The organism is Streptomyces sp. NBC_01166 (genome assembly GCF_045039765.1).
Lineage (GTDB): Bacteria > Actinomycetota > Actinomycetes > Streptomycetales > Streptomycetaceae > Streptomyces.
On sequence record NZ_CP108614.1, the window covers coordinates 120,528 to 143,600 of the forward strand.

Genomic DNA, 23,073 nt, shown 5'->3' on the forward strand with positions numbered 1-23,073 from the left:
GGAGAGGTTCTCCGCTTGATTGACGCTACTATACGGAGTGGCGCTCCGCCTAACTGCCCTAAACTCGACCGAAAGACGGGACGATGACGACCGCACACGGGCACGTCCCCGCACGACGACCGCGGCGTACCGATGCGCGACTCAACCGGGAACGTCTCATCGCCACGGCGCAGGAAGTATTCGCCGAAGCCGGACCAGAGGCGTCCCTCAACGAGGTCGCCCGCCGAGCCGGCGTCGGCCCGGGGACCTTGTACCGTCACTTCCCGAACCGCTCCGCCCTGCTGACCGCGGTCCTCAGGGACAAGATCGAGACGCTGTGCGAGCTGGCCGAGACGCTGTCCTCCTCGGAATCCGCCGACGGCGCGCTGACGCAATGGCTGCGCGCGTTCCTCGTCCACGCCAGGGCCAACCAAGGGCTGGGGGGCGCGTTGCTGGTTGAAGAGCCGGTCGCGCTGGGGCTCGACTGTCATCGGCTGATCCTGGACACCGCAGCCGATCTTCTCGCCCAGGCCCAGCGGGGGGGAACGGCGCGCGCCGACCTGACCGCCGACGACCTGGTCCAACTTGTCGTCGGGATCGCGCTGTCCACAGCCCGCGGCCACGACGCGCGACAGCCCGACCGGCTGCTCGCTCTGGTGCTTGATGCCACGTACGGGACACCACTTCAGAACCAGTAATCGCAGCGATGTCCTCTGCACGTCAGCTTGTACCTGACTGTGTACATCAGCTCATACACCGAAACCAAAAGGACGCCTCGACAGTCCCTTCGAGCACCGCCTGGGCGGCCTGGGCGGCATTCTCCGCGCTCGGCGTGACCGCGTCCAGCTCCGTCTCGGGGTGGGAGCGGTAAAACCGATAGACGGCCTGGGCCGGGAAAATGCGCCGATTGAGGACATCAACGCGCAAGGGACGGCTGCCAGGTCGCACGGCCTGCTCGGCCTGTTCTATGGCCGCCACTACCTTCCTGGCGTGCGGCAGGAAGACCTGCCCGTCCATGCTCAGCCGCGAGCCCCTGGAGGTCCGCACCAAGAGCATGACCTCAAGCTGCCTCTCCAGGGTCGCGATCCGCTTGGAGACCGCCTGCTGGCTGACCCCCAGCTCGTCGGCCGCGGCCTGGAACTGGCCTGGTCCCGGCGACGGTCACGAACGTCCGCAGCGCTTCAACACCCACGATTCCCACCATACTTTCACAATCATTGGTTGTGTCTGGAGTGGTGCGGGGTTGTTTGATCGAGCGTTCTGCGCGGTGGTGGAATCAGCGCATCTCTACCCGCACAGAGCAGGTCATGTATGTCCAGACACTTGAGTTCGCGCGCCACGCAGAGCGGATCATGAAGGTGACCGATGCGACGTCTCGGCTGAACGTGCTTCCGTTCAGCAACAGCGAAGGTCGCGCGGAACTACTTTCTGTTGTGTTCGGCGGCCCGCTGCCGGAGTCGGTGATGATCTACCCGCCGTTCTTCACTGAGCACGGGCTGAACACGACGTTCGGGGAGAACGTCTTCGTCAACCAGGGATGCACCTTCATGGACAAGGGAGGCATCCGTATCGGGAACGGCGTCATGATCGCCCCGAAGGTAAGCCTCATCACCGGAGGCCATCCACTGACCCTGGCCGAACGCCGCGAGTACCTCTCCTTCGCCCCGATCGTCATCGAGGACGACGTATGGATCGGGACGGCTGCCGTGATCACGCAGGGGGTGACCATCGGTGCCGGTGCTGTGGTCGCTGCCGGTGCGGTGGTCACTCGTGACGTTCCTGCCGACACCGTGGTCGCGGGAGTGCCCGCCCGGGTGATCAAGACGATTGACTGAGCCCGGCCGGGCTGCGGGCCCGGGTGCGCGGCACGAACGGACACGCCTTGCCGAACTGAGGCCGAGAGCACGAGACCAGCCACGGGCAAGCGAGGCCGTCCGGGCGACGTTGGCTCCCTGACGGCGCCCTGCCCTGCTTCGCCCCCGGCCGCCTCATCCCAGAACAGAGCCGCCGATTCTGCTGGGCCGTCATTGCCTTCGTCCACGACCTGCGCCGACAATCTGATGGGCAATCTGGACCTGCTCACTCCGTCACTGGCCCAGAACCTGCGGACGGTCGTCGCTGCCACGGCCGACGTGGCAGGACCGGTGGCCAACTTCGCCGTCGGCTACAGCGGGCGCGACGAACTCATGCGCGCCGTCGACGGCCTGCGCGCCACCACGAACGCAGGGCCCGTGAGCGCCGGCGACATTGAAAGGCACCTCGACACGGCGGGACAGCCCGACTGTGACCTGATGATCCGCACCGCCGGCCAGACCCGCCTGTGTGGCTTCATGCCCTGGCAGAGCATCTACAGCCACCTGCACATCGCCGACACGTACTGGCCCGACTTCAGCGAGAGCGATTTCACCCACGCGGTGGACTCCTACCACCGCAGCGAGCGACGGATGGGCAGCTGACCGCGCCCCGACAGCCGGAGAACCATGCCCCTTTATCCCGCATCCTCAACGCCGGCCGAGCGGCGCCCAGTACGCGCCGTGGTCTGCGACCTCGACCACACCCTCACCTCACGCAGCTCCATGGTGGAACTGTGCCGGGCGCTGCACGCGCCACCCGCCGAGACCGCGATGCTCTTCCGCCGGTACCAGGCCGGCGAACTCAGCCACAGCCAGAGCCGGCAAGCCCTGCTGGAGCTGCTGCGCCGCTCCGGGCGCGCCCACCGCACGAACATCGAGGCGGCCTTCAACGCCATGGAGATCAAAGACGAGGCGGTCCGCCTCGCGACGGCCCTGCGAGAGCGCGCCGTACCGCTCTGTCTGATCTCCAGCTCCGCCCAGCTCTACGTCGACATCATGACCGAACGCCTGAGTGCCGCCGACGGCTACGGCAACGGGCAACTCTGCTTCGACGACACAGGCTGGCTCACAGACCTCGACTTCACCGCCGAGACCGAACAGCTCAAGGCCGACCAGCTCCACCGGTTCACCACCCGGCACGCCTTTCACGCACGTGACGTCATCGCCATCGGCAACGGCAACGGCAACGGCCGCAACGACCTGCTCATGTTCGACGCCACCCGCCGCGGCATCCTGGTCACCACCACCACATCCGCCCAGCACGCCCACCGAGCATGGGCCACCGTCCACAGCCTCGATGAGGTCATTACCACATCGACGCTCAGAACGCCACACCTCCGAAACCACGACGAGGAGCATGACCCCAGGTGCAAATGCCGAGAGTGTGGGGCGTCTTCGCTGGGCTCAGAGGGCGGTTTGTGACTCTCTGAGTTGTTCTGTGGTCGCCTGATGGTGTGAGCGAATACGGAATCTGCTGGTGCGCTCCCGTGGCCTGTGGGGGTGGCGGGATAAGTGAACGCAAGCCGTACCCGAGCGATTTATGGGACGAGCAGTGGTCGTTGATCGAGCCGGTCATCACCGCGTGGAAGGGCCGGCATCGCTCGGTCAGCGGCCATCAGGGCGCCTACGACACGCGGGAGATCGTAAACGCGATCCTCTACCAGGGACGGACCGGCTGCCAGTGGGCCTAACCCCGCACGACCTTCCGCAGAAGAGCGCGACGTACTACTACTTCGCGGCCTGGCGGGATGACGGGACCGACCAGGTCATCCACGAAGTTGCGCTGGCAGGTCCGGGAGCGAGCCCATCGATTAGAGGACCCGGCCCTGGTGGTGCTGGACACCCAGAGTGTCCATGCGGCCGCCGGGGTCCCTGCCGCCACGACCGGCCTCGATCCGGCCAAGCGGGTGCCCGGCCGTAAGCGCGGACTGGCCGTGGACGTACTGGGCCTGGTTATCGCGGTGGTCGTCCTCGCCGCGAACACACACGACAACGCCGCGGGCATCGCACTGCTCGACCAAGTCGCCGAGCACGCCGGCAAAACCGTCGAGAAGGCACTGGTCGACCAGGGCTTCAAGAAGCAGGTCGTCGTACACGGCGCCGGCCTGGGCATCGACGTCGAGATCGTCAAACGCAACCCGCACGACAAGGGCTTCGTGCCCCAGCCGAAGCGGTGGAGGGTCGAGCAGACCTACGGAATCCTGATACTGCACCGGCGCTTGGTCCGCGACTACGAGCACCACCCGTCCTTGCCTCCTCCCGCGTCCACTGGGCGATGTCCCACGTCATGATCCGCCGCCTCACAGGCGCGAACACCCTCACCTGGCGCCAAGAGGCGGTGAGCTCCTGAACATCCAGCCCCCGCTGGAGGCACCGGACCTTCAGGGAGACGCCGCCCGGGCGCTGGCCGACGACCTCCGCGCACAGATCGACGGCTTGCAGGCCCGGCTACGGGAGACCGAGACACACCTTGAGCACCTCGCGATCACCCGCAAGACCGTCCCCAATGTCGCCGACCGGCTCCCCGCCTCCCCGCCAGAACTACCCGAGCACCCGGACTACCCATGCATCCTCGCTGCGTTCAACGAAGCGACCGGCTCCCTCCGGGCCAGGGAAGTCTGCCAGGGGCTCGGCCACGAACTACTGCCCAAGAACGGCGAGGTTATCCGCCCGAGCCAAGCTGAGACGCCTGGTCAAGCTAGGTTTGCTCACCGAATCCGACACAGGCAACTTTGCCAGGAAACAGCAGCCGGCGTTGCGCTGACCCGCTCACCCGGAAAGAGACACCGGCCCGCGAACGTCTGCTCAAATCTCCAGCCTCTGCGGTGGAACCTCGCGGACCAGACTGGTCAGCGGGCCGTGGGTGCGCCACCCCAGAAACTCGTAAAGCGCCCGCCCCTCGACCGTCGCGGCCAGCACAGCAGACGAGGAGCCCGTGGCAACAGCGGCATTCTCAAGCGTCCTCATGACGAGGCTGCCAAGTCCCTTGCGACGGTGGGCCGGCGAAGTCTCGACCTGGTCGAAGACAGCGGTGCGCCCAGGACCAGGCATGGCGACCTGACCACGGGCGGCGAACGCACCATCCTCCGTCATAACGAGCACCCGCGTGACGCCGCCCCGCGCCCAAGTACGCACCTGGTAGCCGTCGGGGGCCACTGCGGCGTTTGTCTGCAGCAGTGCCGACATCAGGAAACCGTCGTCATCAAGGCGCCAGCCGGACGCTGCCCACGAGGCGACAGTCTGCGGCGGCAAGAAGAGCTTGAGCCAGGTGTTCGGGACGGTAACCGTCTCCGTCAGTTGGCGGACCAGTGACTCGTCAGCATCCATCAGCACGTGCCGGGTGACCTGACCGGTCAGCCCGACGTCGACGGTGAAGCCCCAGGGCTCGGACACCGGCGGCGCGGCTCCGCGTGAGACAACCCAGCCCTCCACCCATGAGCGTACGACTTCGGCGTCCATGCGGATCCCTCCGTAATAAGTGCAGAACGCGACTGCACATTACACGGGGAGCCTTACCGAGAAGTAGCAGTCGGCGACGCCACGAATCAGTTCTCCTGTCCCACCCTCAATCGGAAAAGAGCATCTGCCCACGAACCGCCCTCTCACCCAACCCCCAACACCCCAGCCCACACCCCACCCCTACACCAACTTTCCACCCGCCTAGTGTCACCGGGCCGAAATTCCCGGCGAGGGCGTTGACCGTGCCCATAGAGTCCCGCCTTGATGAAGAGACGAGTGCAGTTCACCGAGCAGGTTGCGCGGTTCCGTGACTACATGCCGGCCGAAGATCGAGAAACGTTCCTGCGTCTGGTCGACAGAATCGCAGCCGAGCCAGAGGGCGCTGGCAGTCATCTCACCTATACAACCGATACGGTGACCCGCTCGGCCTGGGAGAACCACGTCATGGTCCAGTACGTCGTAACGAGCTTCTACGTGGTCTTCATCGAACTCGACATCTACGACGCGTCGCGCGGCTTCAACGAGGTGTAGCCGGCCCACGAGCGAGGCACTCGCCTCAGCACATCAACGGCTGAGCACGTTCGTCCGTACACAGTTGGGTACGTTCACGTGTACGCGGACATCGGGATTGCCGGGTCGACCTCGCCCCGGATCGAGCGCCAGCGGGAGGACATCCTGCGGGATCATCGGCTCCATCCACATCGGGGCCGTGCGCGCGTAGGACGTGATCCGCATGCCGTCGTGGGACGGGCGCCCGACCCGCTCGGTGACACGATCGCGCATTGCGGGCGGATCGCCAAGCCCCTGCACATCCTGCGCCTGGCCGACGAGCCCTGCTACCGCAGCCAGATCAAGAGCCAGGCCAACCTGCAGGAAGGCCGCCACCCTTGCCCCCAAGATCTTCCAAGGTCGGAACGGACAGCTCTACCAGGACGGCATGGAAGACCAGATCGGCGCCCTGGGCCTGTCCCTCAATGCCCTCGTGCTCTTCAACACCCGATATATGGACGCCGCGGTGCACCAGCTGCGTGCGGACGGCTTCGACGTCCGTGACGAGGACGTCGCCCGCCTCTCACCGTTCGTACGGCACCACATCAACATGCTGGGCCGGTACTCCTTCCAACTTCCTGACCTGCCCGGCGGCCTGCGGCCGCTACGCGCCCCGGACGCGGTAGACGGCGTAGCAAGCCAGAACCGTCAGGTCACCTTGACGTCAAGGTGACCTGACGAAATACTCGGGCCATGTCGACTCTCGATGACCTTGAACGTCGGTTCACGCTGCTGACCGCGGTCGCGCGCTACGACGCGTTGCGGACGCGCGACGCCCTCGCGGCGCCGCTCGACGAGGACGATGCCGCGACCGCGTCGCCCGATCCGGCCGAGGTGCCCCTGAGGCGCAGCGAGGCGCTGGAGATGCTTGCGCTCGGTGAGGTGATTGCCCGCAAGGCCGCCTACGGCCGTCAGCTTTCCGTCCGTTCCGCGCGTCAGGCCGGGGCTTCGTGGTCCCAGATCGGCGCCGCGCTGGGCACCAGCAAGCAGGCGGCCTGGGAGGCGCACAACCGGTGGATCGACGAGCAGGCCCAGCAACAGGAGAACCCGGGGCACTGGGGCTGGGACGAGGAGGACGTCACAGCCGCTCGCATCCTCGCGGGCGATCCGAAAGAGGAGGAGCGCGCATGAACGAGGATGTCCAGACGGCAATCCGCCCTTTCGAACTCAGCATTCCCCAGGCGGCCCTGGACGACTTGGCCGCACGGCTGGACGCCACCCGGTGGCCGGACGAACCGACCGCTCCTGGCTGGTCACAGGGGGTACCGTCAACGTACCTGAAGGAGTTGGCCGCCTATTGGCGCACGACGTACGACTGGCGCGAGCAGGAGGCGCAGTTGAACCGGCTCCCCCAGTTCACCACCACGATCGACGGGGCGGACATCCACTTCCTGCATATCCGCTCTCCCGAGCCGGACGCGCTGCCGCTGCTGATCACCCACGGCTGGCCGGGGTCCGTCGTGGAGTTCCTCGACGTCATCGGTCCCCTCACCGACCCGCGCTCCCACCGTGGTGCGTCGACCGACGCCTTCGACGTGGTGATCCCCTCCATTCCGGGTTACGGCCTGTCCGGACCAACCCGAGAGGGCGGCTGGGACATCCCTCGAGTCGCAGAGGCCTGGGCCGAGCTCATGCGGCGGCTGGGCTACCGTCGCTACGGCGCGCAGGGCGGCGACTGGGGGCATTCGATCACCCTGGAGCTGGCCGCTGTCGCCTCCGAACAGGTCGTCGCGATCCACCTGAACACCCTGCTGACCCTCCCGCCGGACGACCCCGCCGTGGCCGCCGAACTCACGGACGAGGACTGGGCCCGCCTGAACCGGCTCCTTGAGGCGGAGCCCGAGATGTCGGGGTACGCCAAGATCCAGGGGACGCGTCCTCAGACGCTGTCCTACGCGCTGACCGACTCTCCGGTCGGGCAACTCGCATGGATCGCCGAGAAGTTCAAGGAGTGGACGGACAGTGCCGACGTGCCCGAGGATGCGATCTCACGCGACCGCTTGCTGACCAACGTGATGCTGTACTGGCTCACTGCGACCGCCGGATCCTCGGCCCGCCACTACTGGGAGGCGGCCCACCCCTCGAAGCCGACACGCGCCAGTCGCCTCGCCACCCCCACCGGCATCGCGGTCTTCGCAGCTGACATCGCCCGCCCGGTCCGGCGGCTCGCGGAACAGGATCACAACATCGTCCACTGGTCCGAACTGCCTCGAGGCGGCCACTTCGCCGCAGTGGAACAACCCGACCTCTTCACCGCCGACGTCCGCACTTTCTTCCGGCGTTTCCGATGACATCTCCAGCGGTCAGCGCCAAGCATCGCCTGGCGCCAACAGGCTGGTGAATCTAGGCGATCGCCCCCGGCGACGGATGGAAATACTTGCGGACGTTCTCCGGCTTCTTGTGCGGCGACTTCGCCATGAGCATGGGCAGGTAGCCCCGGCTTCGCCGAGGTGGATGAGGCCGGAGTGCCGGTCTTCGTGCAGTTTCCAGCCTGTACCGGGCACGCCGCCGAAGGCTCTGTGCGCGTCGAGCAAAGTGCGGGCCTGGCCGTATGACGGGCGGACCAGGCCGGTGTCCGGGCAAATGTCGCGTGGCGCGAGGACCTTGCCTGGACCGGGCTTTCGGTGGGTTACGAACACCGGGCCGTGGGTGCGGCCCTTGATCAGCCGGGGTAGGAGGCGGGCGGTGCCGTGGTCGCAGTACACGGTCTCCATCACGAAGTTCTCGCGCGGGGCGCCCCGGCGGCGCGTACGCGGCTGAGCGCCCTTGGCCTTCACCAGGGCCTGGCGGCCCGCCAGGTCCAGCTCCTCGATGTTGACGCCGAGGATCTCCTCCGCCCGCGCGACAGTCTCGTACAGCATCCGCCACAGCGTCTTCTCCCGGAGGTGGACATCTTGGCGGGCGATCAGCCGGTCGACCGCTATCTTCGAGCGGGCCGGTGTCGGGGAGTCCGGCGGGGATAGCCGTTTCACCCAGGCCGGCACCCGCAGGCCGTCATACCCGCGCTCGGCACACCAGCCCAGCCACGAGAGCACCGCTGCCCGGCGTGCGCTCCAGGTGTTGACTGCTGCTTCGCCCCACAGCTGTTCGAGTGCTCCGCCGATCTCGCGGTCGCGACGGCGGCGAGCGGGCGGGCCTCGCCGAGACATTCGGCGGTCTTGCCGGCCCCGACGCCGTACGACCGGAGGGTGTTGGCGGTGCCGAGCGAATCGAGGAAGACATCGGCCGCCGTGCGAACGGTCAACGCCTACCGGCGGGCAGCTGCACGACCGCGCGCACGGTCCTCTCCTTGCCACAGATAACAGGGTCGCTTCGCGCACGGCCCTGCAGATGTCGCCGCAGGCCGTGATCAGCGATGCCGCAGATAATAGGGCGTTATCCGTGGAACGACTTCAGACGGGTTACGTGACCGACGCCCCGTCAGCCGTCCACCAGGGGCGAGGAAGGCTGAGCGCCGGTTTTCGTTCCGATGCTCCTCAACCCCCTTCGTTTATGGAGTCGGTGTCGGCGTACACGTGAACGTGCACAGCACGTGCCCACTCGCGGGCATGGCCAGGCGTCTTCTTGACCTCAAGCGTGATTGAGGTTCTAGCGTGTCCCCTACTCGATCATCCGACGATGGGAAACCCGCTCGTGATCCTCGTGACCGGAGCCACTGGAAACATAGGCAGTGCCCTGCTGAAGGAACTGCACGCACGCGGTGTCGGGCCGCTGAGAGGGCTCACCCGTGATGCCGCGCGGGCCGTCTTCCCCCAAGGGGTCGAGAGTGTGGAGGGCGACTTCGCAGAGCCCGCGTCGCTGAAGCCCGCGCTGGAGGGAGTGCGCTCGCTGTTTCTTGTGTCGCGTCTGGGCTCGGACGCCGACATCCTCGCAGCCGCCCGACAGGCGGGAGTGAAGCACGTCGTGCTGGTGTCGTCCATCACCGTCCAGACCCACCCGCACCTCGGCCCCGCCGACGAGAACCTGGCGGTGGAGCAACTGCTCAAGGAAACCGGCATGGCCTGGACGGTCCTGCGGCCGACGCAGTTCGCGTCGAACGCCCTGATGTGGGCTGCCTCCATCCGTGGCCGCGAGACCGTCCGCGCGCCGTACGCCGAGACCGTGCTGCCGACCATCCACCCCGCGGACATCGCATCGGTGGCCCGGGTGGCACTGACCGAGCCCGGCCACCACGGACGCACCTATGCCCTGACCGGGCCCGAGCCGATATCCGTCCGACAGCAGGTCGAGGCCATCGCGGCAGTACTGGGTCGGGAGGTCCCCTTCGCCGAGATCAGCCGTCGGCAGGCCTACGCGCAGATGGTCGCGGTCTTCGGGGTCGAGGCCGCGGACGCGGTGCTCGACGTCATCGGTGGAGACCTGAACCCCGAGCTACTGATGGTGCGCGAGACGGTTTCCCAGGTCACCGGGACGCCGGCCCGCCCGTTCCGGCAGTGGGTTTCGGAGAATGCCGACGCCTTCCGCTGAATCGCCAGGGCCTGAGCACGTTCATCCGTACCCAGGTGTGCATATTTAGGAGTACGCCGACAGTCGGCGTGCCGGTGCGACAATTGGACCTGCTTGAGGGCCCGGTGGCTTCTTGGTGGGTCTGCTGACCGTCAGTGCCGCAATGATCAGTCGCGGTGGGCTTCGCGGGAGGCGGGCTGTCCGCTCCTGCGGGAGCTTCGGCGGGTGATGCGCCTGGTCATCAGGGTGATCGCGGCCCAGGTGATCAACGATTCGGAGGGCCGGATCAGGCGTTCGTAGTCGCGTGCGTGCCGACGGGCGTGCATGACGCCAGGGCTTGCCCGGGGCGGGTGGGCAGGTGTTCGCAGGCCGGCCGGGGACCTCGCCGAGCACCTCACCGCAGGCGACCCGGACCACCCGTGGACCGGGGTCCGCTCCACCGCGTCCTGGAACAGCCGCACCCCACTGGAACCTGCCCTGGTAGCCCCCGTGCTCGTTGCAGAGTTCAGCGCGGACGTGGCACAGGACTATGGAGTGTGGCGCCACCTGGTGCGCTAGGAACGGCTCCGCCTGGACGCCACCGAAGCCGATGTCCCGCCGTTCGGCGAGCAGGACGCCGTGGAGCTGGCGGGACGAGTTCAGTCCGCACGGCTCCTAGACCGATCGGAGGACCATGTTTCCCCGATCAGATACGCTGCGGCCAGGGGGGACGTAGGGCAGGCCGCGTTCGGAAGCAACGACACGTCGAGGCCCGAAGGCCCGTCGCGGTGGAGGCAACTGGCGCCGGCGTGGGTGAATTTCATCATCGGGTTGCCCGCCATGGTGCCCTTGCACTCGGCATGGTTGCTGCTGACGGAGTATCGCGCTTGCACGTTCGACAACTCAGGTTTCGGGCAGACCCACGGCGGCAGTGTCGACGTCATCGAAGGGGCGGGGTGGGCCAGGGCCGGCGTCGTTATTTCGGCGGGCTTGGATCGTTGCCGTTGATGTGCTCTTCCCTGCGGCCAATGGGCGTCGAATCTGGCCTTGGCTACTTGGAATGCTCGTCGTCCCGGTCCCCTATCTGACCGCCATCGCAGCACTTGCCATGCTCGGTCGAGATACCGCCCGGTAACCTCGTTCACCGGCCGGGATCAGCGAAAGGTTGCAGCCTCCATGTGAAGCCGGGGTCGCCCTCCTAAGGACTGTCATCGCGCGTCGCTAGATGGTGGAACATGGCGACGCGGTGCGCCGTCATGAACTCCACCGATGGGGAATGGGAATTACTCGCTCCGCTCATTCCGCGGCCGCGTGTGGAGGACCCACGGGTGATCAACGGCATGGTCTACAGGATACGGGCCGGGATCACAGGACGGGCCGTGGAAGACGGTCTTCAAAGCCGATGCAGACAAGACGGTCACCTTTCGGGGTTGCGGAACGTCAAGTAGGTGATGCCCGGCTAGGAAAGGTCTGTGATGGTTAACCCACCTGAGTTTTTGGCCATGCGGTTCGAAGAGCACCGGCCTCATCTGCGTGCGGTCGCGTATCGCATGCTTGGTTCCCTGGCCGAGGCGGACGACGCGATCCAGGAAACGTGGTTGCGGTTGTCGGGCTCCGATGACCGCCGGATCGACAATCTGGGCGGTTGGCTGACCACCGTGGTCAGCCGGGTCTGCCTCGACATGCTCCGTGCCCGCAAGCGGCGCGGCGAGGAGCCATGGGAGCACCGCCTGCCCGATCCGGTGATCAGCCGGGAAGACGGGGCGGACCCTGAGCAGCAGGCATTGCTGGCGGACTCGGTCGGACTGGCCCTGTTAGTAGTGCTGGAATCGCTCAGCCCGGCGGAGCGGCTGGCGTTCGTGCTGCACGACCTCTTCGGCCTGTCGTTCGAGGAGATCGCGCCGGTCGTCGACCGCACACCCGCGACGACCAAGAAGCTTGCCAGCCGGGCTCGGCTGAGAGTCCGCGGCGCGGCGCCGCCCCCGGACCCGGACCGGTCCGGCCGGCGCCGAGTGGTGGACGCCTTCCTGACCGCCGCCCGTGGCGGCGACTTCGATGCTCTGCTGGCGCTCCTCGACCCGGATGTGGTGCTGCGCGCGGACGGCGGTGCCCTGAACGGTGGCCTGCGCACGATTCGCGGCGCCGCCGCGGTGGCTGGGCAGCTCGATACCTTCCAGCGGATGGCCACCGCTGCCACTACGCACGCGGCACTGGTCAATGGCTCCGCCGGCCTGGTCAACACCCTCGATGGGCAGCCGCTGTCCGTCATGAGCTTCACCGTCACCGGAGGCAGGATCGCCGCCATCGATATCCTGTCCGACCCCCAACGCCTGGCCCGACTCGACCTCACGTCCGCCCAGAACTAACCCTTCAACTGCCCCGTGCCCTGCTCGCCGGGAATGTCCCTTCCGCTGCCGGCCCTGCCCCGAGGGCTCCGTGTTCTCGGGGCAGGGCCGACGTCATGGACGCGCTCGCAGCACTGGTACAGGACCGGCCGAAGAAATCTGTGCCGGCCGGTCACCTTCTCCCCGCGGGCGACGTCAGTGCAGTGAACGAGCTGATCAGGCAGGCCGGCTAACGGCCCGCACAAGGAAAGGGACACGCCCCATGAACACGATGACCACCAACCTCGGCACACTCACCTCCCGGTTCTCCGACCCGCAGAGGCTGGTCCCCGAACTCGGCGACATCAGCACCGCCCTGTTCAAGATCACCGGCAACGGTGCGGTTCCGCGGAGCACCGTTTCCCTGGCCCACCTGCGCGCCGGGCAGCTCGTCGAGAACACCTACCTGACGGTGATGCACACCGCCAACGCACGCCGTGCGGGAGTCCCGGAGGAGAAGATCGCCGCCGTCGCTTCCTGGAAGGACGCTCCCTACTTCACCCCGGCCGAGCGGGCGGCACTCGAGCTGGTGGAAGCCGTCCTCACGCCCGCCCGGCACGGGGAGCGAGTTCCCGACGGCCTGTACGCGCGGGCGGCCGAGCACTACGACGCCACCGCGCTGGCCACCCTCGCCATGGCGATTGGACAGGTCAACTTCTTCATCCCCCTCGCACTGATCGGCAAGCCACTGCCCGGCGTCCCGATGGCCGAGCAGTGGCGCACCTCCACCACCGAGTAGGCGCATGCGGTCAAACGAGTGGCTGTGATCAAGCGACTCAAAGATCTCCGGTTGTCCAGGCCACCGAAGGCGTAGGCGTCTTCGGCGTCGTCCGACTCGTCCCGGTGGCCGACGAAGTCAGCCAGGAAGACCGGCGAACACGCACCCGGGACGAGGGTCAGTCGATGTCGGCGCCCGCATGGCCGGATGAGCGCTCCGAGCAAGGATGCCAGTGTGCAGCGGAACGCCAGGCTGGGATGCACCCGCCGACTTCCGATATGCGCCCCGTCACAGCGCATGGCCCGTACGGGCCCGGCGGCGACCAAGCCGATCGCCTCCGGGCCCGCCCGAGCCATGCCCGAGAGACCCACCACCACGCACCGAAGGAAGAGCGTCTAGCAATGAGTTCACCCCAGCCCCGCCCCTATCTGCCCACACACGCCGCGCCCGCCACAGCCGCCGCCGTCGGGGCCACACCCTCGGCGTCCGGCCCTGCCCTCTGGCATGGGGCGTGGACCGCCCCGGTCATGCGGCCCTCCGTGGCGCCGTGGTTCGAGACCTGGGCCGAGCAGGGCTTCACCAACCAGTCCGTCCGGCAGGTCATCCGCGTCCACAGCGGCGGCACGCAGGTCAGGATCCGGCTGTCCAACGCCTACAGCGACACGCCGCTGCAGCTCACCGGTGCCAGCATCGGCCACACCGCCGGCGTCGGGGCCGTACACCCGGGCACCATGCACCCCCTGCGATTTGCCGGCGCCCTCTCCACCACCATCCCCGTAAAGGGGCGCGCCGTCAGTGACCCCGCCGCCCTGCCCATCGAGCAGTTCGACCGGCTCACGATCAGTCTGTACTTCCAGGACGCCACTGGACCGGCCACCTACCACCAGCTGTCCATGACCACCACCTATCGTGCCGCCGGTGAGCACCACCGCGACCCGACGGCCACCCACTACACCGACAAAGTCGAGCCTGCCTACGGGTCCTGGTACTACCTGGAAGGCGTCGAGACGTTGGGAAAGCGCCCCCCGCCCCACGCGGTCGTCGCCTTCGGCGACTCCCTCACCGACGGCTTCGGCGCGACCATCGACCGCGACGACCGCTACCCCGACCTCCTCGCCGAACGCCTGTTAGCTGCCGGTGTCCCCCGTCCGGTCCTCAACGCCGGCATCGGCTCCAACAAGCTGCTCACCGACTCGCCCCTGGGCGGCGACGCCGGCGTCACACGGTTCGCGCGGGACGTCCTCGAACAGCCCCGTGTCGGCACGGTGATCGTACTCATGGGCATCAACGACATCCAACAGAGCGACGCTGCGCAGGGCGGTACCGGCAGCGCGGACCCACCGGTCACCGCACGCCAACTGATCGACGGGCACCGCGCACTGATCCGTGCCGCCCACGCCCGCGGTGTGAGGGCTGTAGGCGCCACGCTCACCCCCTACCGCGGCGCGGCGGGCTGGTCCCCCGCGGGCGAGACAGTCCGAGCCCAGGTCAACCATTGGATCAGCACCAGCGGCGAGTACGACGCCGTCGTCGACTTCGCCCGCGCCCTGGACCCCGACAGCACCGGCCGCATACGGCAGGCCCTGCACATGGGCGACCACATCCACCCCAACCCCGCCGGATACCGGGCCATGGCCGACGCCATCGACCTGACCGCACTGGAGCAATGAAACGACGCCAAGGCGTGAGTTCAGTCCGCGAACGCGGCCACATACGACGCCACGCACGGCTCCGGGGTGGCCAGTGAGGTGACGAGGTGGCCATCGACGGTCATCGGCGGGTCGAGCGGCATCTGGAGCAGCAGCTCGGAGCGGGACACGTCGAGCAGCTCGGCCGACATCAGCGTCCAGCCCTCGGTGTCCCGGCCCACCTCGAACAGCACGTTGAGCATGTCCCCGGCAGGAGGCCGCAGGGGGGCCATGGGCAGGGCGGCGAGGATCGCGTCATGCATCGGCGGGTCACTGTCTCGGGCGGGAAGCCGCAGACCGTAAGGGTCGAGGTCGTGCAGGCTGACCATGGGCTTGCCCGCGGCGGGGTGTCCACGCGCGAGCACCGCGTGCAGCGGCTCGGACCAGGCACGCACCACCGTCACCGCTGCGGAGGTGAGCACGCCCCGCACCAGCGCCAGGTCCAGCTCTCCGTCGCGGACGGCGTCGAGTCGCGCGGCCACCGGCAGGTCTACCAGTCTCAGCTCGGCGGGGCGTTCGCTCTCGCTCAGGCGGCCCACCGCCCGGTCGAGCCGTCGGGTGGCGCAGGACGCCACCCCGATCCGCAGGACGGCCGCCGGTTCTCCGGCAGCCACCCGAACCCGGGCCGCTGCGGCAAGGGTCCTACGGGCCGCGGCGAGCACCCGTTCGCCGGCCGGGGTGAGCCGTACCCGACGTGAGGTGCGGTCGAGCAGGCGCACGCCGAGCTCACGTTCGAGGCGGGCGATCTGCTGGCTGACCGCCGGCTGCACTATGCCCAGCCGTTGCGCCGCACGCCCGAAGTGCAGCTCCTCGGCTACAGCCACGAAGTACTGCAGCGCTCTCAGTTCCATCCGCCTGATCTATCACATGTTGTGATCGCTGCCGGGCGTTTTTGGTCATTGTTCGCGCAGGTCACTCCGGCTGTGATGGGTACGAGCCCGCTGGGGCGCCCTGCCCGCCGGATGATGCGACGCGGGGACATGTGAACGGAGAACAGAGTGAGCACAACAACCCTAGGCATCATCGGCACCGGCATGGTCGGCCTCGGGGCCGCCCGCCGCGCCGTCGAGGCCGGCCTGCACGTCGTCCTGAGCAACTCACGCGGCCCCGAAACGCTGGCCGGTCTCGTTTCGGAGCTCGGCGAGCGGGCCCGCGCGGCCACCCCGGCCGAAGCAGCAAGAGCTGGCAATCCTGTCATCGCGTCCGTGCCGCTGGCCGCCTACGAGCAGTTGCCCCGAGCGGAGCTTGCTGGCAAGACCGTGATCGACCCGATGAACTACGCGCCCCATAGCGAATTCGAAATACCGGAACTCGACAGCGACGAGCTGACCTCCAGTCAGCTGGTGCAGCGCCACCTCGCAGATGCCCAGGTGGTGAAGGCACTGCACAACATCGGTCCCAAGCAGTTGTTGGAGCTGTGCCGCCCGGCCGGAGCTCCCGACCGCACCGCGCTGCCACTTTCCGGCGACACCCCGGACGCGAGGAAGGAGGTGGCCGACCTCCTGAATGTCCTCGGCTTCGATGCGGTGGACCTCGGCACACTGGCCGACAGCTGGCGCAGCGAACCGAACACCCCTCTGTACGCCATCCCGTACGTGGGGCAGCCGCCGTCTGGCCTGACCATCATGGAATTCGTGGCCTGGGTCCAGCAGGCACCCGGTGTTCCCGTACCCGTCGCCCGGATCAAGGAACTCGCCGCCGCCGCGGTGCGAGGACCTGCGGGTTTCCGGATGTAACAGCGGACGATCAGCTCCTCGGTTGCCTGCGAAACCCCAGCCGAGACCAACGTGAGGCAGCCGAGGCGCCCAGCCTGGAACCACCTACAGCCGCTCGGCCGGGATACCTGGCCGAGCGGCTGTCTAGTGCCGTATCAGGCAACGTTCGCCCCTCCATGACGTCATGGGTAGGGCCTCTCGCCGATCAGGTGAGGTGCTCCTGCGCCCAGCGGGCAATGCCGCCGAGCTTGACTGCCGCTACGTCGCTGTCACCGGTCCGGACGGGCTGATCGGCCTCGTAGTCGTAGCCTTCGAGGCCGCTCTCCTCCTCGACCATCCGCGCGATTTGATACGCCTCCGCCATGATCGGTAGTGCTTGCTGCCCCGGGTAGCGATAGGGGATCTCGATGTTGGCCGAGTCCCCCGCGTAGTCCAGCTGCAGATGACCGGCCGGCCCGTCACGCCACAGGGTCAGGATGTAGGGGTACTCCTCGGTGGTGACCGGACCCACCTCCCGCGACATCCGCTGTATCAGCCTGTCCCAGGCGGCACGCTGGTCACGGGTCAGGCTCATGGGCTTGAGGTCGGCATCCGGGTCGTAGGCGGAGTTGATCTCTTCCAGGGTCTCGTCGAAGGTACGGCCCGGGAAAACCCGCAGGAACATGATGTCGTAGGTCACCGTCCGCAGCCTACGGGCCCACGCCCGCTATGTTCGAGGTCGTGGCGGGACAGGTGCGGGTGCGGCAGATCGATGACGACGAGGGCCGCAAACTGCTGCGGATCATCCGCCGCGGCACCGGTTCGGTGGTGACCTGGCGGCGGGCCCAGATGGTCCTGCTGTCCGCCCAAGGCATGCCGGTTGCGAAGATCGCCGAAGTCACCTTCACCAGCGCAGACCGGGTCCGGGACGTGATCCACAACTTCAACACCGACGGCTTCGACTCCCTGTATCCGAAGTACAAGGGCGGCCGGCCCAGGACCTTCACCCTGCCCGAGCGTCGCGAGATCAAGAAGATCGCGAAGTCCAAGCCGACCGAGCACGACCTGCCCTTTTCAACCTGGAGTCTGACCAAGCTGGCGGACTTCCTGGTCGCCGAGGGGGTGGTCGACGACATCAGCCACGAGGGCCTACGCATCCTGCTCCGCGAGGAAGGCGTCTCCTTTCAACGCCTGAAGACCTGGAAGACCTCCCGAGACCCGGATTACGCGGCCAAGAAGGCGAGGGTCGAGCACCTCTACGCTATCGCCGACCGGGAGGTCATACCGGAGGACGGCGAGCCCGAAGTCGTCTTCTGCCTGGACGAGTTCGGACCACTCAACCTGATGCCCCACCCCGGGAAGCAGTGGGCCGAACGCGGCGGCAAGCACAAGGACCCGGACCGTGAGCCACGCCGTCGTCGACGGGCGACCTACAACCGCTACGGCGGAGTGCGTCACCTGTTCGCCGCCTACGACCTGGCCAAGGACAAGCTCTACGGCCATATCAAGCCGATCAAGAGGCGAACGCAGTTCCTGGAATTCTGCCGCTACCTGCGCACGCTCTACTCGGCCCACGTCCGCATCGCAATCGTCTGTGACAACTTCTCCCCGCACCTGACCACGAAGAAGTGCCAGCGAGTCGGTGACTGGGCCGCCGCGAACAACGTTGAGATCGCCTACACCCCGACGAACTCCTCCTGGCTGAACCGCATCGAGGCCCAGTTCACCGCCCTGCGCTACTTCACCCTCGACGGCACCGATCACGCCACTCACAAGGAACAGGGCAGCATGATCCGCCGCTACATCATCTGGCGAAACCGCTATGCCGACGACCGGCGCCTACGCCCAGTCGTCGACAGGGCAAACGTTGCCTGATCCGGCACTAGACTGCTCGCCGTCATACAACGGCGATCACTTGTCTGCGACGATCCTCAGAATCCGCCATCAGGATGCTCAGCCAGCCTGATCGTGGGGCGGATCGTGAGGGGCGGCACGCTGCCCCCAACGACGGATGAGCAGGCATCGGATTTGTCGCCGAGGTTCGGCGCCCACAGTCGTCAGCGGCAGCAGAGCCGTACTACAGGCGACTGTCCCTGAGCGGTCAAGACCGGTTTCAACCGCCGATTGCGTTACCTCCGGGTACCCGCCGAATCCGCTGTCCATCAACGGGATACAGAATCTGCCCAATGACGTCGGGGCGCCGGCCATCAGCCTGGAGCGATACGGCTGAGGTGTTCCCAGGACCGGTACAGGTCGGCCTGGGCCTGGTCCATCTCCAGCACGTGGTCGAAGGACTGGCTGCCGACGATCAGGCGCCGGGGCGGGTCGGGGAGCCGGGCCAGCTCCATGATGACTGGAGCAGCGGTCTCCGGCTCGGGGGCGATGGCGTCGCCCCACATCGCCTCCATCTCGGTACGCAGGGGCTGATACTGCGCCAGAGGTTCGGTGTTCGTTGTGCCGGCGGTGAACAGGCCGGTGTTGTAGCCGCCCATCTGCACGATGGTGACCTTGATGCCGAACCCCTCGACCTCCATCGCGAGAGCCTCGCTCACCGAGTCCAGTGCCGCCTTGCCCGCACCGTAGAAGCCGACGGTGGCCATCCCGCCGCCGCTGCCCATCGAGGTGACCTGAAGGAGCCGCCCCCCACTGCGGGCCCGCAGATGAGGCAGGACCGCCTGGGCCACCCATACCGCACCGAAGAAATTCACATCCATGTGCGCTCGGATCTGCTCCTCCGTCGCTTCCTCCACCATGCCGTAGAGCAGCGCACCGGCGTTGTTGACGACGATGTCAAGACCGCCGAACGCGGCTGCCGCCTGCTCCACTCCCTCGAAGACGCCTTTTCGGTCCCGGACATCCAGCCGCAGCGGCACCAGCCGGCCGGGGCACTCTTCGGCCAGGCCCTTCAGGGAATCAATGCTGCGGGCGGCGGCCACCACTCGGTCGCCACCTGCCAGCGCGGCCTCGGTGAACGCCCGGCCGAGCCCGCGGGACGCGCCGGTAATGAACCACACCTTCGACATGCTCTCTCACCCCTTATGAAACGGCTCGTCTCGTTTCATAAGGAGCTTAGGGGCATCGGGGACTGATATGCAATACGGTTCGTCTCGTTTCATGCAGGATATGCTCCCCTCATGTCCCACCCCTCAGGGCCGGATCACTCCCGGCGCAAAGAACGGTCCCGGCAGGCCATCCTTGCCGCCACCCGTGCCCTTGTTGCGGAAGAGCCATACGCCGAGGTCACCGTGGGAGCCATCGCAGCCCGCGCCGGCGTCGGAAAACAGACCATCTACCGCCGCTGGCCCTCGAAGAGTGCCGTCGTCTTCGCGGCGCTTTTGGCCTTGAGTGAAGACCCGGACGGGCAGTCGGTCACGCTGCCGGACACGGGCGACCTCGCCGCAGACCTCAAACTGGTCCTGCGTGCCACAGCGGAGGAGTTCGCCGACCCCTCCTTCGACAGGCTCATCCGCGCCCTCAACACCGAAATCACACACGACGCGGCCCTGGCAGCCGAGTACCACACAAGGCTCGCCCAGCCCTTGGAGGAGGCGAAGAGAGCACGCCTGCGCAGCGCCCAGGAAGCCGGCCAGCTGAACGTCGACGCGGACCTGGACCTCGCGCTCGCCATGCTTTACGCCCCTCTTTTTGAGCGGTGGCTACATCGCAGCGGTCCACTCGACATCGCCTACACCGACTCACTCGTCGACGCCACACTGCGCGCCTTCAGCCCGTGACAAGGCAAGCCAGGCACGAGAAGTGCTCCGGACACCGCCCCCTCCGCACCCGCGCGACGCCGTCGATCGAGGCTGCCTCGCTTCGCTCCGGCAGAACACCGACCTCAGCAGTGAACAACTGGCCAGACCACCGGGCGGATGCGATCGCCGGTCTTCCCAAGGGTTCTACTTCCAACAGGTCGCGGGACTCGGTCTGGGCGGGAATCCGTTCGCTGAGGACCGCCAACCGTTCCAACATGACCCGCACGCCGTTCTCAGGGTCTGGCTCACTTTTCGTGGAGCATGCACGCTGAGTGACGGTTGTCAGGCGATCGGAACCTGGCGAGGCTGCCCGGAACTGACCTGTACCGGGTGCTGTGTGGCTGACAGTTCGGCCCGTGGAAGAAGTGGTGCTCCGGCTGGATGAGGTGCTGTTCCCGGCGATCGCCGACGTGGCGGTGTTGTCGGTCGACGTGGAGGACGAAGCGGTACGCATAGAGGCCCGAAGTACGGTAGTCCGCCATCTGTCCCGAGTGCGGAAACTGGTCACGGCGGATTCACAGCTCCTACCTGGGCTTTCCTGCTGATGCGCCCAGCGGAGGCAGACGAGTCATCCTCTGCCTGCGGGTCCGCAGGTTCCTCTGCCCGGTCATCTCGTGCGGGCGCCGGACGTTCGCCGAGCAGCTGCCAGGGCTGACCCGTCGGTACGGTCGCCGGATCACCGCCGTCGTCAGAGCCGTCGTCACCCTCGAACTCGCCATCTGATCAAAATGGAGAGCGCTCAAATCGGTGGGGTCAGGTCACCGAGATTTCCCACTTACCGTGTTCGGACAGGGTGACGTATCCGTGCTGCGGAAGGCGCAAGGTGCCCTTCTGGTTGGCAGCGGAGGTGAAACGGATCAGCTGCTTCCCGCCGTCGGCCGGCGTGTAGATGATGGTGCCGGGGGAGTCGATGAAGTCGTAGTGCACAACCGGGGCGTATTCGAAGTACGGCCTGGGGCTGAAATAGCCGAAGGTCTGGGTTCCCTTTCCCCGGGCTGTTTTGGTCGGGAGCTGAGGCAGCGCGTCGCTGTCCACGATGCGCACCTTCCACCGGCCCAGGCCACTGGCGCCCTCGTTGCCCACCGTGATTCGCCAGATGGCGAGGGCGTCGCAGTCGGCCGGAAGGACGACGTGCGACGGCCCAGTCCGGCCGATGGTGACGAGCGTGTCATGAGCCCGCTGATGATAGGGGCCCTTGCGCACGGTCGACAGGTCGAATCTCGTGGTGAAGCCTCCGCGGAACTCCAAGAGGACCGGCTTTCCGTCCCCTGCGCCCGGTATCTCGACAATCCGGCTGCGCCAGCCGGACCATTTAGCGGACGTGGTGCTGCCCACGTTCCCTCCCCTGTGTCGGTCGCGAAGCGCTCGGGAGTCATGGTGGCACGCGGGCCCGGACTCCGACTCCGCTCCAGCCCGACGGGGGCCAGCTGTCGCTCAGGAGAAGAACCTGGCACCGCCGACGCCGGGGCGGACGAGGCCTTCGGAAGACCGGCTTTCCGTACGCGGCGGGTTACCGACCGAGGAGATTCAAGGGGCTTCGCACCCTCGTCCCTGCTGAACTACCCGTCAGGTTGGAAGAGGCTCACTGCCGGTTGTTGCTCGCCTGCGCAACTATTCGCTGTGACTGGACGAGGGCGTCCGTAGGGTGCGTCCATGGCAGGCGAGAGTGAGCGGGCAGTTCAGGCGGCTAGCGAGGCGGAGCTGCGGCTTCTCGACCCCGCCGTGCGCGCCTCGCCGGCCCTGGTGTTGCAGCTTCTTGACCCCGACTTCACCGAGATCGGAGCATCCGGAAGGCGCTGGGACGCAAGGTCGATTCTCTCCGTGACGAGTGCCGGTTCAGTGGACCCAGACTCTCCGGTCGAGGTCAGCGAGATGTCCGGGGTCGTACTCGCTCCGGGACTCGTTCACCTGACGTACTTCGCAGACAACAACGGGCGCCGTGTATGGCGAAGCTCCCTGTGGCGTATGACCGGAACGAGCTGGCGCCTGTACTTCCACCAGGGAACTTTGGCGAGCTGAATTGTGGTCCGCCAACCGTGGCGGGATCCTCGGCGCGTGCTCACGCGCTCGCGAGGCGGTAAAAGCCAGAGCAATAGCCCTCACGCCTCCAAAATGGATCAACATCACCTGACCGCGGATCGGGGCGCCTCCCGAACCCATCGACAGGTGACGTCACTACTGCGGTTCTGGCTCAACTTCCGTGAAGGCGACCCGTCGCTCGGCGACGGAGGCCGGCCGTCCTGAAGAACCGGCAGGTTAACGGCTTACTCCGAGGCAGGCCATGGTCGAGGCCGATACGAGTTCACAGAAGTTGCGCCAGAACCACTACTTCTCGATAAGGCCAGGATGACGTCGCGCGCCGTGTCCTCGTCCGCCTGCACGAGCTGGGCGATGACCGGCACGCGGTTCCCGCCGGCCGAAGCCAGCAGCATCATCGCGCGCCGGTAGCGCACCGAGTTGGTGCTGCCTCGTCGCACGATCTGCTGCAGCTGCTGCCCCTCCTGATCGGTCAGCCTTCGCACGTGTACCGGCTCGGCCACCGCGACTCCCAGGGCAAGTGGAACCAGCC

At 67.0% G+C, this 23,073-nt stretch carries 23 protein-coding genes and 6 pseudogenes; 20 read left to right on the forward strand and 9 right to left on the reverse strand.

The features are described from left to right. Nucleotides 1-83 precede the first annotated feature (83 nt). Complete coding sequence (locus tag OG379_RS40185; protein WP_331735133.1) at nucleotides 84-677, forward strand: TetR/AcrR family transcriptional regulator; 594 nt, start codon at nucleotides 84-86, stop codon at nucleotides 675-677. A gap of 67 nt (nucleotides 678-744) precedes the next feature. On the opposite strand, the pseudogene OG379_RS40190 reads toward OG379_RS40185, so the two are convergent. Next, nucleotides 745-1,171, reverse strand: a pseudogene (locus OG379_RS40190) (LysR family transcriptional regulator); the annotation flags it as partial. 115 nt (nucleotides 1,172-1,286) lie between these two features. On the opposite strand from OG379_RS40190, the gene OG379_RS40195 reads away from it, so the two are divergent. The 4 genes and pseudogenes from OG379_RS40195 (at nucleotide 1,287) to OG379_RS40210 (ending at nucleotide 4,182) form a co-directional block, all read left to right on the forward strand. Further along, nucleotides 1,287-1,814, forward strand: a complete 528-nt coding sequence (locus tag OG379_RS40195) for a sugar O-acetyltransferase (protein WP_331735135.1) — start codon at nucleotides 1,287-1,289, stop codon at nucleotides 1,812-1,814. A 225-nt stretch (nucleotides 1,815-2,039) separates the two neighbouring features. Then, nucleotides 2,040-2,435 (forward strand): undecaprenyl diphosphate synthase family protein, encoded by a 396-nt coding sequence (locus OG379_RS40200; RefSeq protein WP_331735138.1) that lies wholly within the window; start codon nucleotides 2,040-2,042, stop codon nucleotides 2,433-2,435. A 24-nt stretch (nucleotides 2,436-2,459) separates the two neighbouring features. Next, nucleotides 2,460-3,254 (forward strand): HAD-IB family phosphatase, encoded by a 795-nt coding sequence (locus OG379_RS40205; protein ID WP_331735141.1) that lies wholly within the window; start codon nucleotides 2,460-2,462, stop codon nucleotides 3,252-3,254. Between the two features lie 86 nt (nucleotides 3,255-3,340). Next, a pseudogene (locus OG379_RS40210) lies at nucleotides 3,341-4,182 on the forward strand (IS5 family transposase). A gap of 455 nt (nucleotides 4,183-4,637) precedes the next feature. On the opposite strand, the gene OG379_RS40215 reads toward OG379_RS40210, so the two are convergent. Further along, nucleotides 4,638-5,291, reverse strand: a complete 654-nt coding sequence (locus tag OG379_RS40215; RefSeq protein WP_331735144.1) for a GNAT family N-acetyltransferase — start codon at nucleotides 5,289-5,291, stop codon at nucleotides 4,638-4,640. 276 nt (nucleotides 5,292-5,567) lie between these two features. On the opposite strand from OG379_RS40215, the gene OG379_RS40220 reads away from it, so the two are divergent. The 4 genes and pseudogenes from OG379_RS40220 to OG379_RS40235 all read left to right on the forward strand — a co-directional run bounded on the left by OG379_RS40220 (nucleotide 5,568) and on the right by OG379_RS40235 (nucleotide 8,131). Beyond that, nucleotides 5,568-5,822, forward strand: a complete 255-nt coding sequence (locus OG379_RS40220) for a hypothetical protein (protein WP_405668938.1) — start codon at nucleotides 5,568-5,570, stop codon at nucleotides 5,820-5,822. Between the two features lie 117 nt (nucleotides 5,823-5,939). Then, nucleotides 5,940-6,513: pseudogene (locus tag OG379_RS40225) on the forward strand (Tn3 family transposase); the annotation flags it as partial. A gap of 20 nt (nucleotides 6,514-6,533) precedes the next feature. Further along, a complete protein-coding gene (locus OG379_RS40230; protein WP_331735153.1) occupies nucleotides 6,534-6,971 on the forward strand; it encodes a hypothetical protein in 438 nt (145 codons plus the stop codon). Further along, nucleotides 6,968-8,131: an epoxide hydrolase family protein gene (locus OG379_RS40235; RefSeq protein WP_331735156.1), complete on the forward strand. Its 1,164-nt coding sequence runs from the start codon at nucleotides 6,968-6,970 to the stop codon at nucleotides 8,129-8,131. Before OG379_RS40230 ends, OG379_RS40235 begins: the two co-directional genes overlap by 4 nt. 12 nt (nucleotides 8,132-8,143) lie before the next feature. Here the strand turns inward: OG379_RS40235 and OG379_RS40240 are convergent. Continuing rightward, nucleotides 8,144-9,119, reverse strand: a pseudogene (locus tag OG379_RS40240) (site-specific integrase). Nucleotides 9,120-9,473: 354 nt separating this feature from the next. On the opposite strand from OG379_RS40240, the gene OG379_RS40245 reads away from it, so the two are divergent. Beyond that, complete coding sequence (locus OG379_RS40245; RefSeq protein ID WP_331735673.1) at nucleotides 9,474-10,307, forward strand: NAD(P)H-binding protein; 834 nt, start codon at nucleotides 9,474-9,476, stop codon at nucleotides 10,305-10,307. A 200-nt stretch (nucleotides 10,308-10,507) separates the two neighbouring features. Here OG379_RS40245 and OG379_RS40250 read toward each other — a convergent pair. Continuing rightward, nucleotides 10,508-10,612 (reverse strand): annotated as a pseudogene (locus OG379_RS40250) (IS5/IS1182 family transposase); the annotation flags it as partial. Here OG379_RS40250 and OG379_RS40255 point away from each other — a divergent pair. The 4 genes from OG379_RS40255 to OG379_RS40270 all read left to right on the forward strand — a co-directional run bounded on the left by OG379_RS40255 (nucleotide 10,611) and on the right by OG379_RS40270 (nucleotide 15,037). After that, on the forward strand, nucleotides 10,611-10,844 hold the full coding sequence (locus tag OG379_RS40255; protein WP_331735158.1) for a hypothetical protein: 234 nt from the start codon (nucleotides 10,611-10,613) through the stop codon (nucleotides 10,842-10,844). The pseudogene OG379_RS40250 and the gene OG379_RS40255 sit on opposite strands and share 2 nt — an antisense overlap. A 923-nt stretch (nucleotides 10,845-11,767) precedes the next feature. Continuing rightward, nucleotides 11,768-12,631, forward strand: coding sequence for a sigma-70 family RNA polymerase sigma factor (locus tag OG379_RS40260; protein ID WP_405668941.1), 864 nt, complete (start codon nucleotides 11,768-11,770; stop codon nucleotides 12,629-12,631). Between the two features lie 241 nt (nucleotides 12,632-12,872). Next, the gene (locus tag OG379_RS40265) at nucleotides 12,873-13,388 is read left to right on the forward strand and encodes a carboxymuconolactone decarboxylase family protein (protein ID WP_331735164.1); all 516 of its coding nucleotides are present in this window, start codon (nucleotides 12,873-12,875) and stop codon (nucleotides 13,386-13,388) included. 380 nt (nucleotides 13,389-13,768) lie between these two features. Then, a complete protein-coding gene (locus OG379_RS40270) occupies nucleotides 13,769-15,037 on the forward strand; it encodes an SGNH/GDSL hydrolase family protein (protein WP_405668943.1) in 1,269 nt (422 codons plus the stop codon). Between the two features lie 20 nt (nucleotides 15,038-15,057). Here the strand turns inward: OG379_RS40270 and OG379_RS40275 are convergent, their stop codons facing one another. Continuing rightward, nucleotides 15,058-15,906 carry a LysR family transcriptional regulator gene (locus OG379_RS40275; protein ID WP_331735169.1) on the reverse strand — a complete coding sequence of 283 codons (849 nt, stop codon included), beginning with the start codon at nucleotides 15,904-15,906 and terminating at the stop codon, nucleotides 15,058-15,060. A 147-nt stretch (nucleotides 15,907-16,053) separates the two neighbouring features. On the opposite strand from OG379_RS40275, the gene OG379_RS40280 reads away from it, so the two are divergent. Further along, nucleotides 16,054-16,791: an NAD(P)-binding domain-containing protein gene (locus tag OG379_RS40280; protein WP_331735172.1), complete on the forward strand. Its 738-nt coding sequence runs from the start codon at nucleotides 16,054-16,056 to the stop codon at nucleotides 16,789-16,791. A gap of 184 nt (nucleotides 16,792-16,975) precedes the next feature. Here the strand turns inward: OG379_RS40280 and OG379_RS40285 are convergent, their stop codons facing one another. Continuing rightward, nucleotides 16,976-17,449, reverse strand: coding sequence for a hypothetical protein (locus OG379_RS40285; RefSeq protein ID WP_331735174.1), 474 nt, complete (start codon nucleotides 17,447-17,449; stop codon nucleotides 16,976-16,978). Between the two features lie 41 nt (nucleotides 17,450-17,490). Between OG379_RS40285 and OG379_RS40290 the strand changes: the two genes are divergently transcribed. After that, the gene (locus OG379_RS40290; protein WP_331735676.1) at nucleotides 17,491-18,624 is read left to right on the forward strand and encodes an IS630 family transposase; all 1,134 of its coding nucleotides are present in this window, start codon (nucleotides 17,491-17,493) and stop codon (nucleotides 18,622-18,624) included. Between the two features lie 332 nt (nucleotides 18,625-18,956). Here OG379_RS40290 and OG379_RS40295 read toward each other — a convergent pair whose 3' ends face one another. Further along, nucleotides 18,957-19,772 (reverse strand): SDR family NAD(P)-dependent oxidoreductase, encoded by an 816-nt coding sequence (locus OG379_RS40295; protein ID WP_331735177.1) that lies wholly within the window; start codon nucleotides 19,770-19,772, stop codon nucleotides 18,957-18,959. 111 nt (nucleotides 19,773-19,883) lie between these two features. Between OG379_RS40295 and OG379_RS40300 the strand changes: the two genes are divergently transcribed. The 3 genes from OG379_RS40300 (at nucleotide 19,884) to OG379_RS40310 (ending at nucleotide 21,227) form a co-directional block, all read left to right on the forward strand. Beyond that, nucleotides 19,884-20,483, forward strand: a complete 600-nt coding sequence (locus tag OG379_RS40300) for a TetR/AcrR family transcriptional regulator (RefSeq protein WP_331735180.1) — start codon at nucleotides 19,884-19,886, stop codon at nucleotides 20,481-20,483. A gap of 377 nt (nucleotides 20,484-20,860) precedes the next feature. After that, nucleotides 20,861-21,049, forward strand: a complete 189-nt coding sequence (locus OG379_RS40305) for a hypothetical protein (protein ID WP_405668947.1) — start codon at nucleotides 20,861-20,863, stop codon at nucleotides 21,047-21,049. Then, nucleotides 21,033-21,227 (forward strand): hypothetical protein, encoded by a 195-nt coding sequence (locus OG379_RS40310; protein WP_405669068.1) that lies wholly within the window; start codon nucleotides 21,033-21,035, stop codon nucleotides 21,225-21,227. The genes OG379_RS40305 and OG379_RS40310 overlap by 17 nt, the downstream gene beginning before the upstream one ends. Before the next feature lie 30 nt (nucleotides 21,228-21,257). Here the strand turns inward: OG379_RS40310 and OG379_RS40315 are convergent, their stop codons facing one another. Beyond that, nucleotides 21,258-21,839: a hypothetical protein gene (locus OG379_RS40315; RefSeq protein ID WP_331735186.1), complete on the reverse strand. Its 582-nt coding sequence runs from the start codon at nucleotides 21,837-21,839 to the stop codon at nucleotides 21,258-21,260. A 318-nt stretch (nucleotides 21,840-22,157) separates the two neighbouring features. Between OG379_RS40315 and OG379_RS40320 the strand changes: the two genes are divergently transcribed. Further along, nucleotides 22,158-22,523, forward strand: coding sequence for a DUF4440 domain-containing protein (locus tag OG379_RS40320; protein ID WP_331735189.1), 366 nt, complete (start codon nucleotides 22,158-22,160; stop codon nucleotides 22,521-22,523). Between the two features lie 326 nt (nucleotides 22,524-22,849). Here the strand turns inward: OG379_RS40320 and OG379_RS40325 are convergent. Then, nucleotides 22,850-23,044: pseudogene (locus tag OG379_RS40325) on the reverse strand (IS630 family transposase); the annotation flags it as partial. Nucleotides 23,045-23,073 lie beyond the last annotated feature (29 nt).

Coding starts and splice junctions, on each gene's coding strand:
- OG379_RS40320 (WP_331735189.1), top strand. CDS start 22,158: ATGGCAGGCGAGAGTGAGCGGGCAGTTCAGGCGGCTAGCGAGGCGGAG.
- OG379_RS40255 (WP_331735158.1), top strand. CDS start 10,611: ATGACGCCAGGGCTTGCCCGGGGCGGGTGGGCAGGTGTTCGCAGGCCG.
- OG379_RS40205 (WP_331735141.1), top strand. CDS start 2,460: ATGCCCCTTTATCCCGCATCCTCAACGCCGGCCGAGCGGCGCCCAGTA.
- OG379_RS40295 (WP_331735177.1), bottom strand. CDS start 19,772: ATGTCGAAGGTGTGGTTCATTACCGGCGCGTCCCGCGGGCTCGGCCGG.
- OG379_RS40215 (WP_331735144.1), bottom strand. CDS start 5,291: ATGGACGCCGAAGTCGTACGCTCATGGGTGGAGGGCTGGGTTGTCTCA.
- OG379_RS40260 (WP_405668941.1), top strand. CDS start 11,768: ATGCGGTTCGAAGAGCACCGGCCTCATCTGCGTGCGGTCGCGTATCGC.
- OG379_RS40265 (WP_331735164.1), top strand. CDS start 12,873: ATGAACACGATGACCACCAACCTCGGCACACTCACCTCCCGGTTCTCC.
- OG379_RS40195 (WP_331735135.1), top strand. CDS start 1,287: ATGTATGTCCAGACACTTGAGTTCGCGCGCCACGCAGAGCGGATCATG.
- OG379_RS40185 (WP_331735133.1), top strand. CDS start 84: ATGACGACCGCACACGGGCACGTCCCCGCACGACGACCGCGGCGTACC.
- OG379_RS40230 (WP_331735153.1), top strand. CDS start 6,534: ATGTCGACTCTCGATGACCTTGAACGTCGGTTCACGCTGCTGACCGCG.
- OG379_RS40235 (WP_331735156.1), top strand. CDS start 6,968: ATGAACGAGGATGTCCAGACGGCAATCCGCCCTTTCGAACTCAGCATT.
- OG379_RS40300 (WP_331735180.1), top strand. CDS start 19,884: ATGTCCCACCCCTCAGGGCCGGATCACTCCCGGCGCAAAGAACGGTCC.
- OG379_RS40275 (WP_331735169.1), bottom strand. CDS start 15,906: ATGGAACTGAGAGCGCTGCAGTACTTCGTGGCTGTAGCCGAGGAGCTG.
- OG379_RS40270 (WP_405668943.1), top strand. CDS start 13,769: ATGAGTTCACCCCAGCCCCGCCCCTATCTGCCCACACACGCCGCGCCC.
- OG379_RS40200 (WP_331735138.1), top strand. CDS start 2,040: ATGGGCAATCTGGACCTGCTCACTCCGTCACTGGCCCAGAACCTGCGG.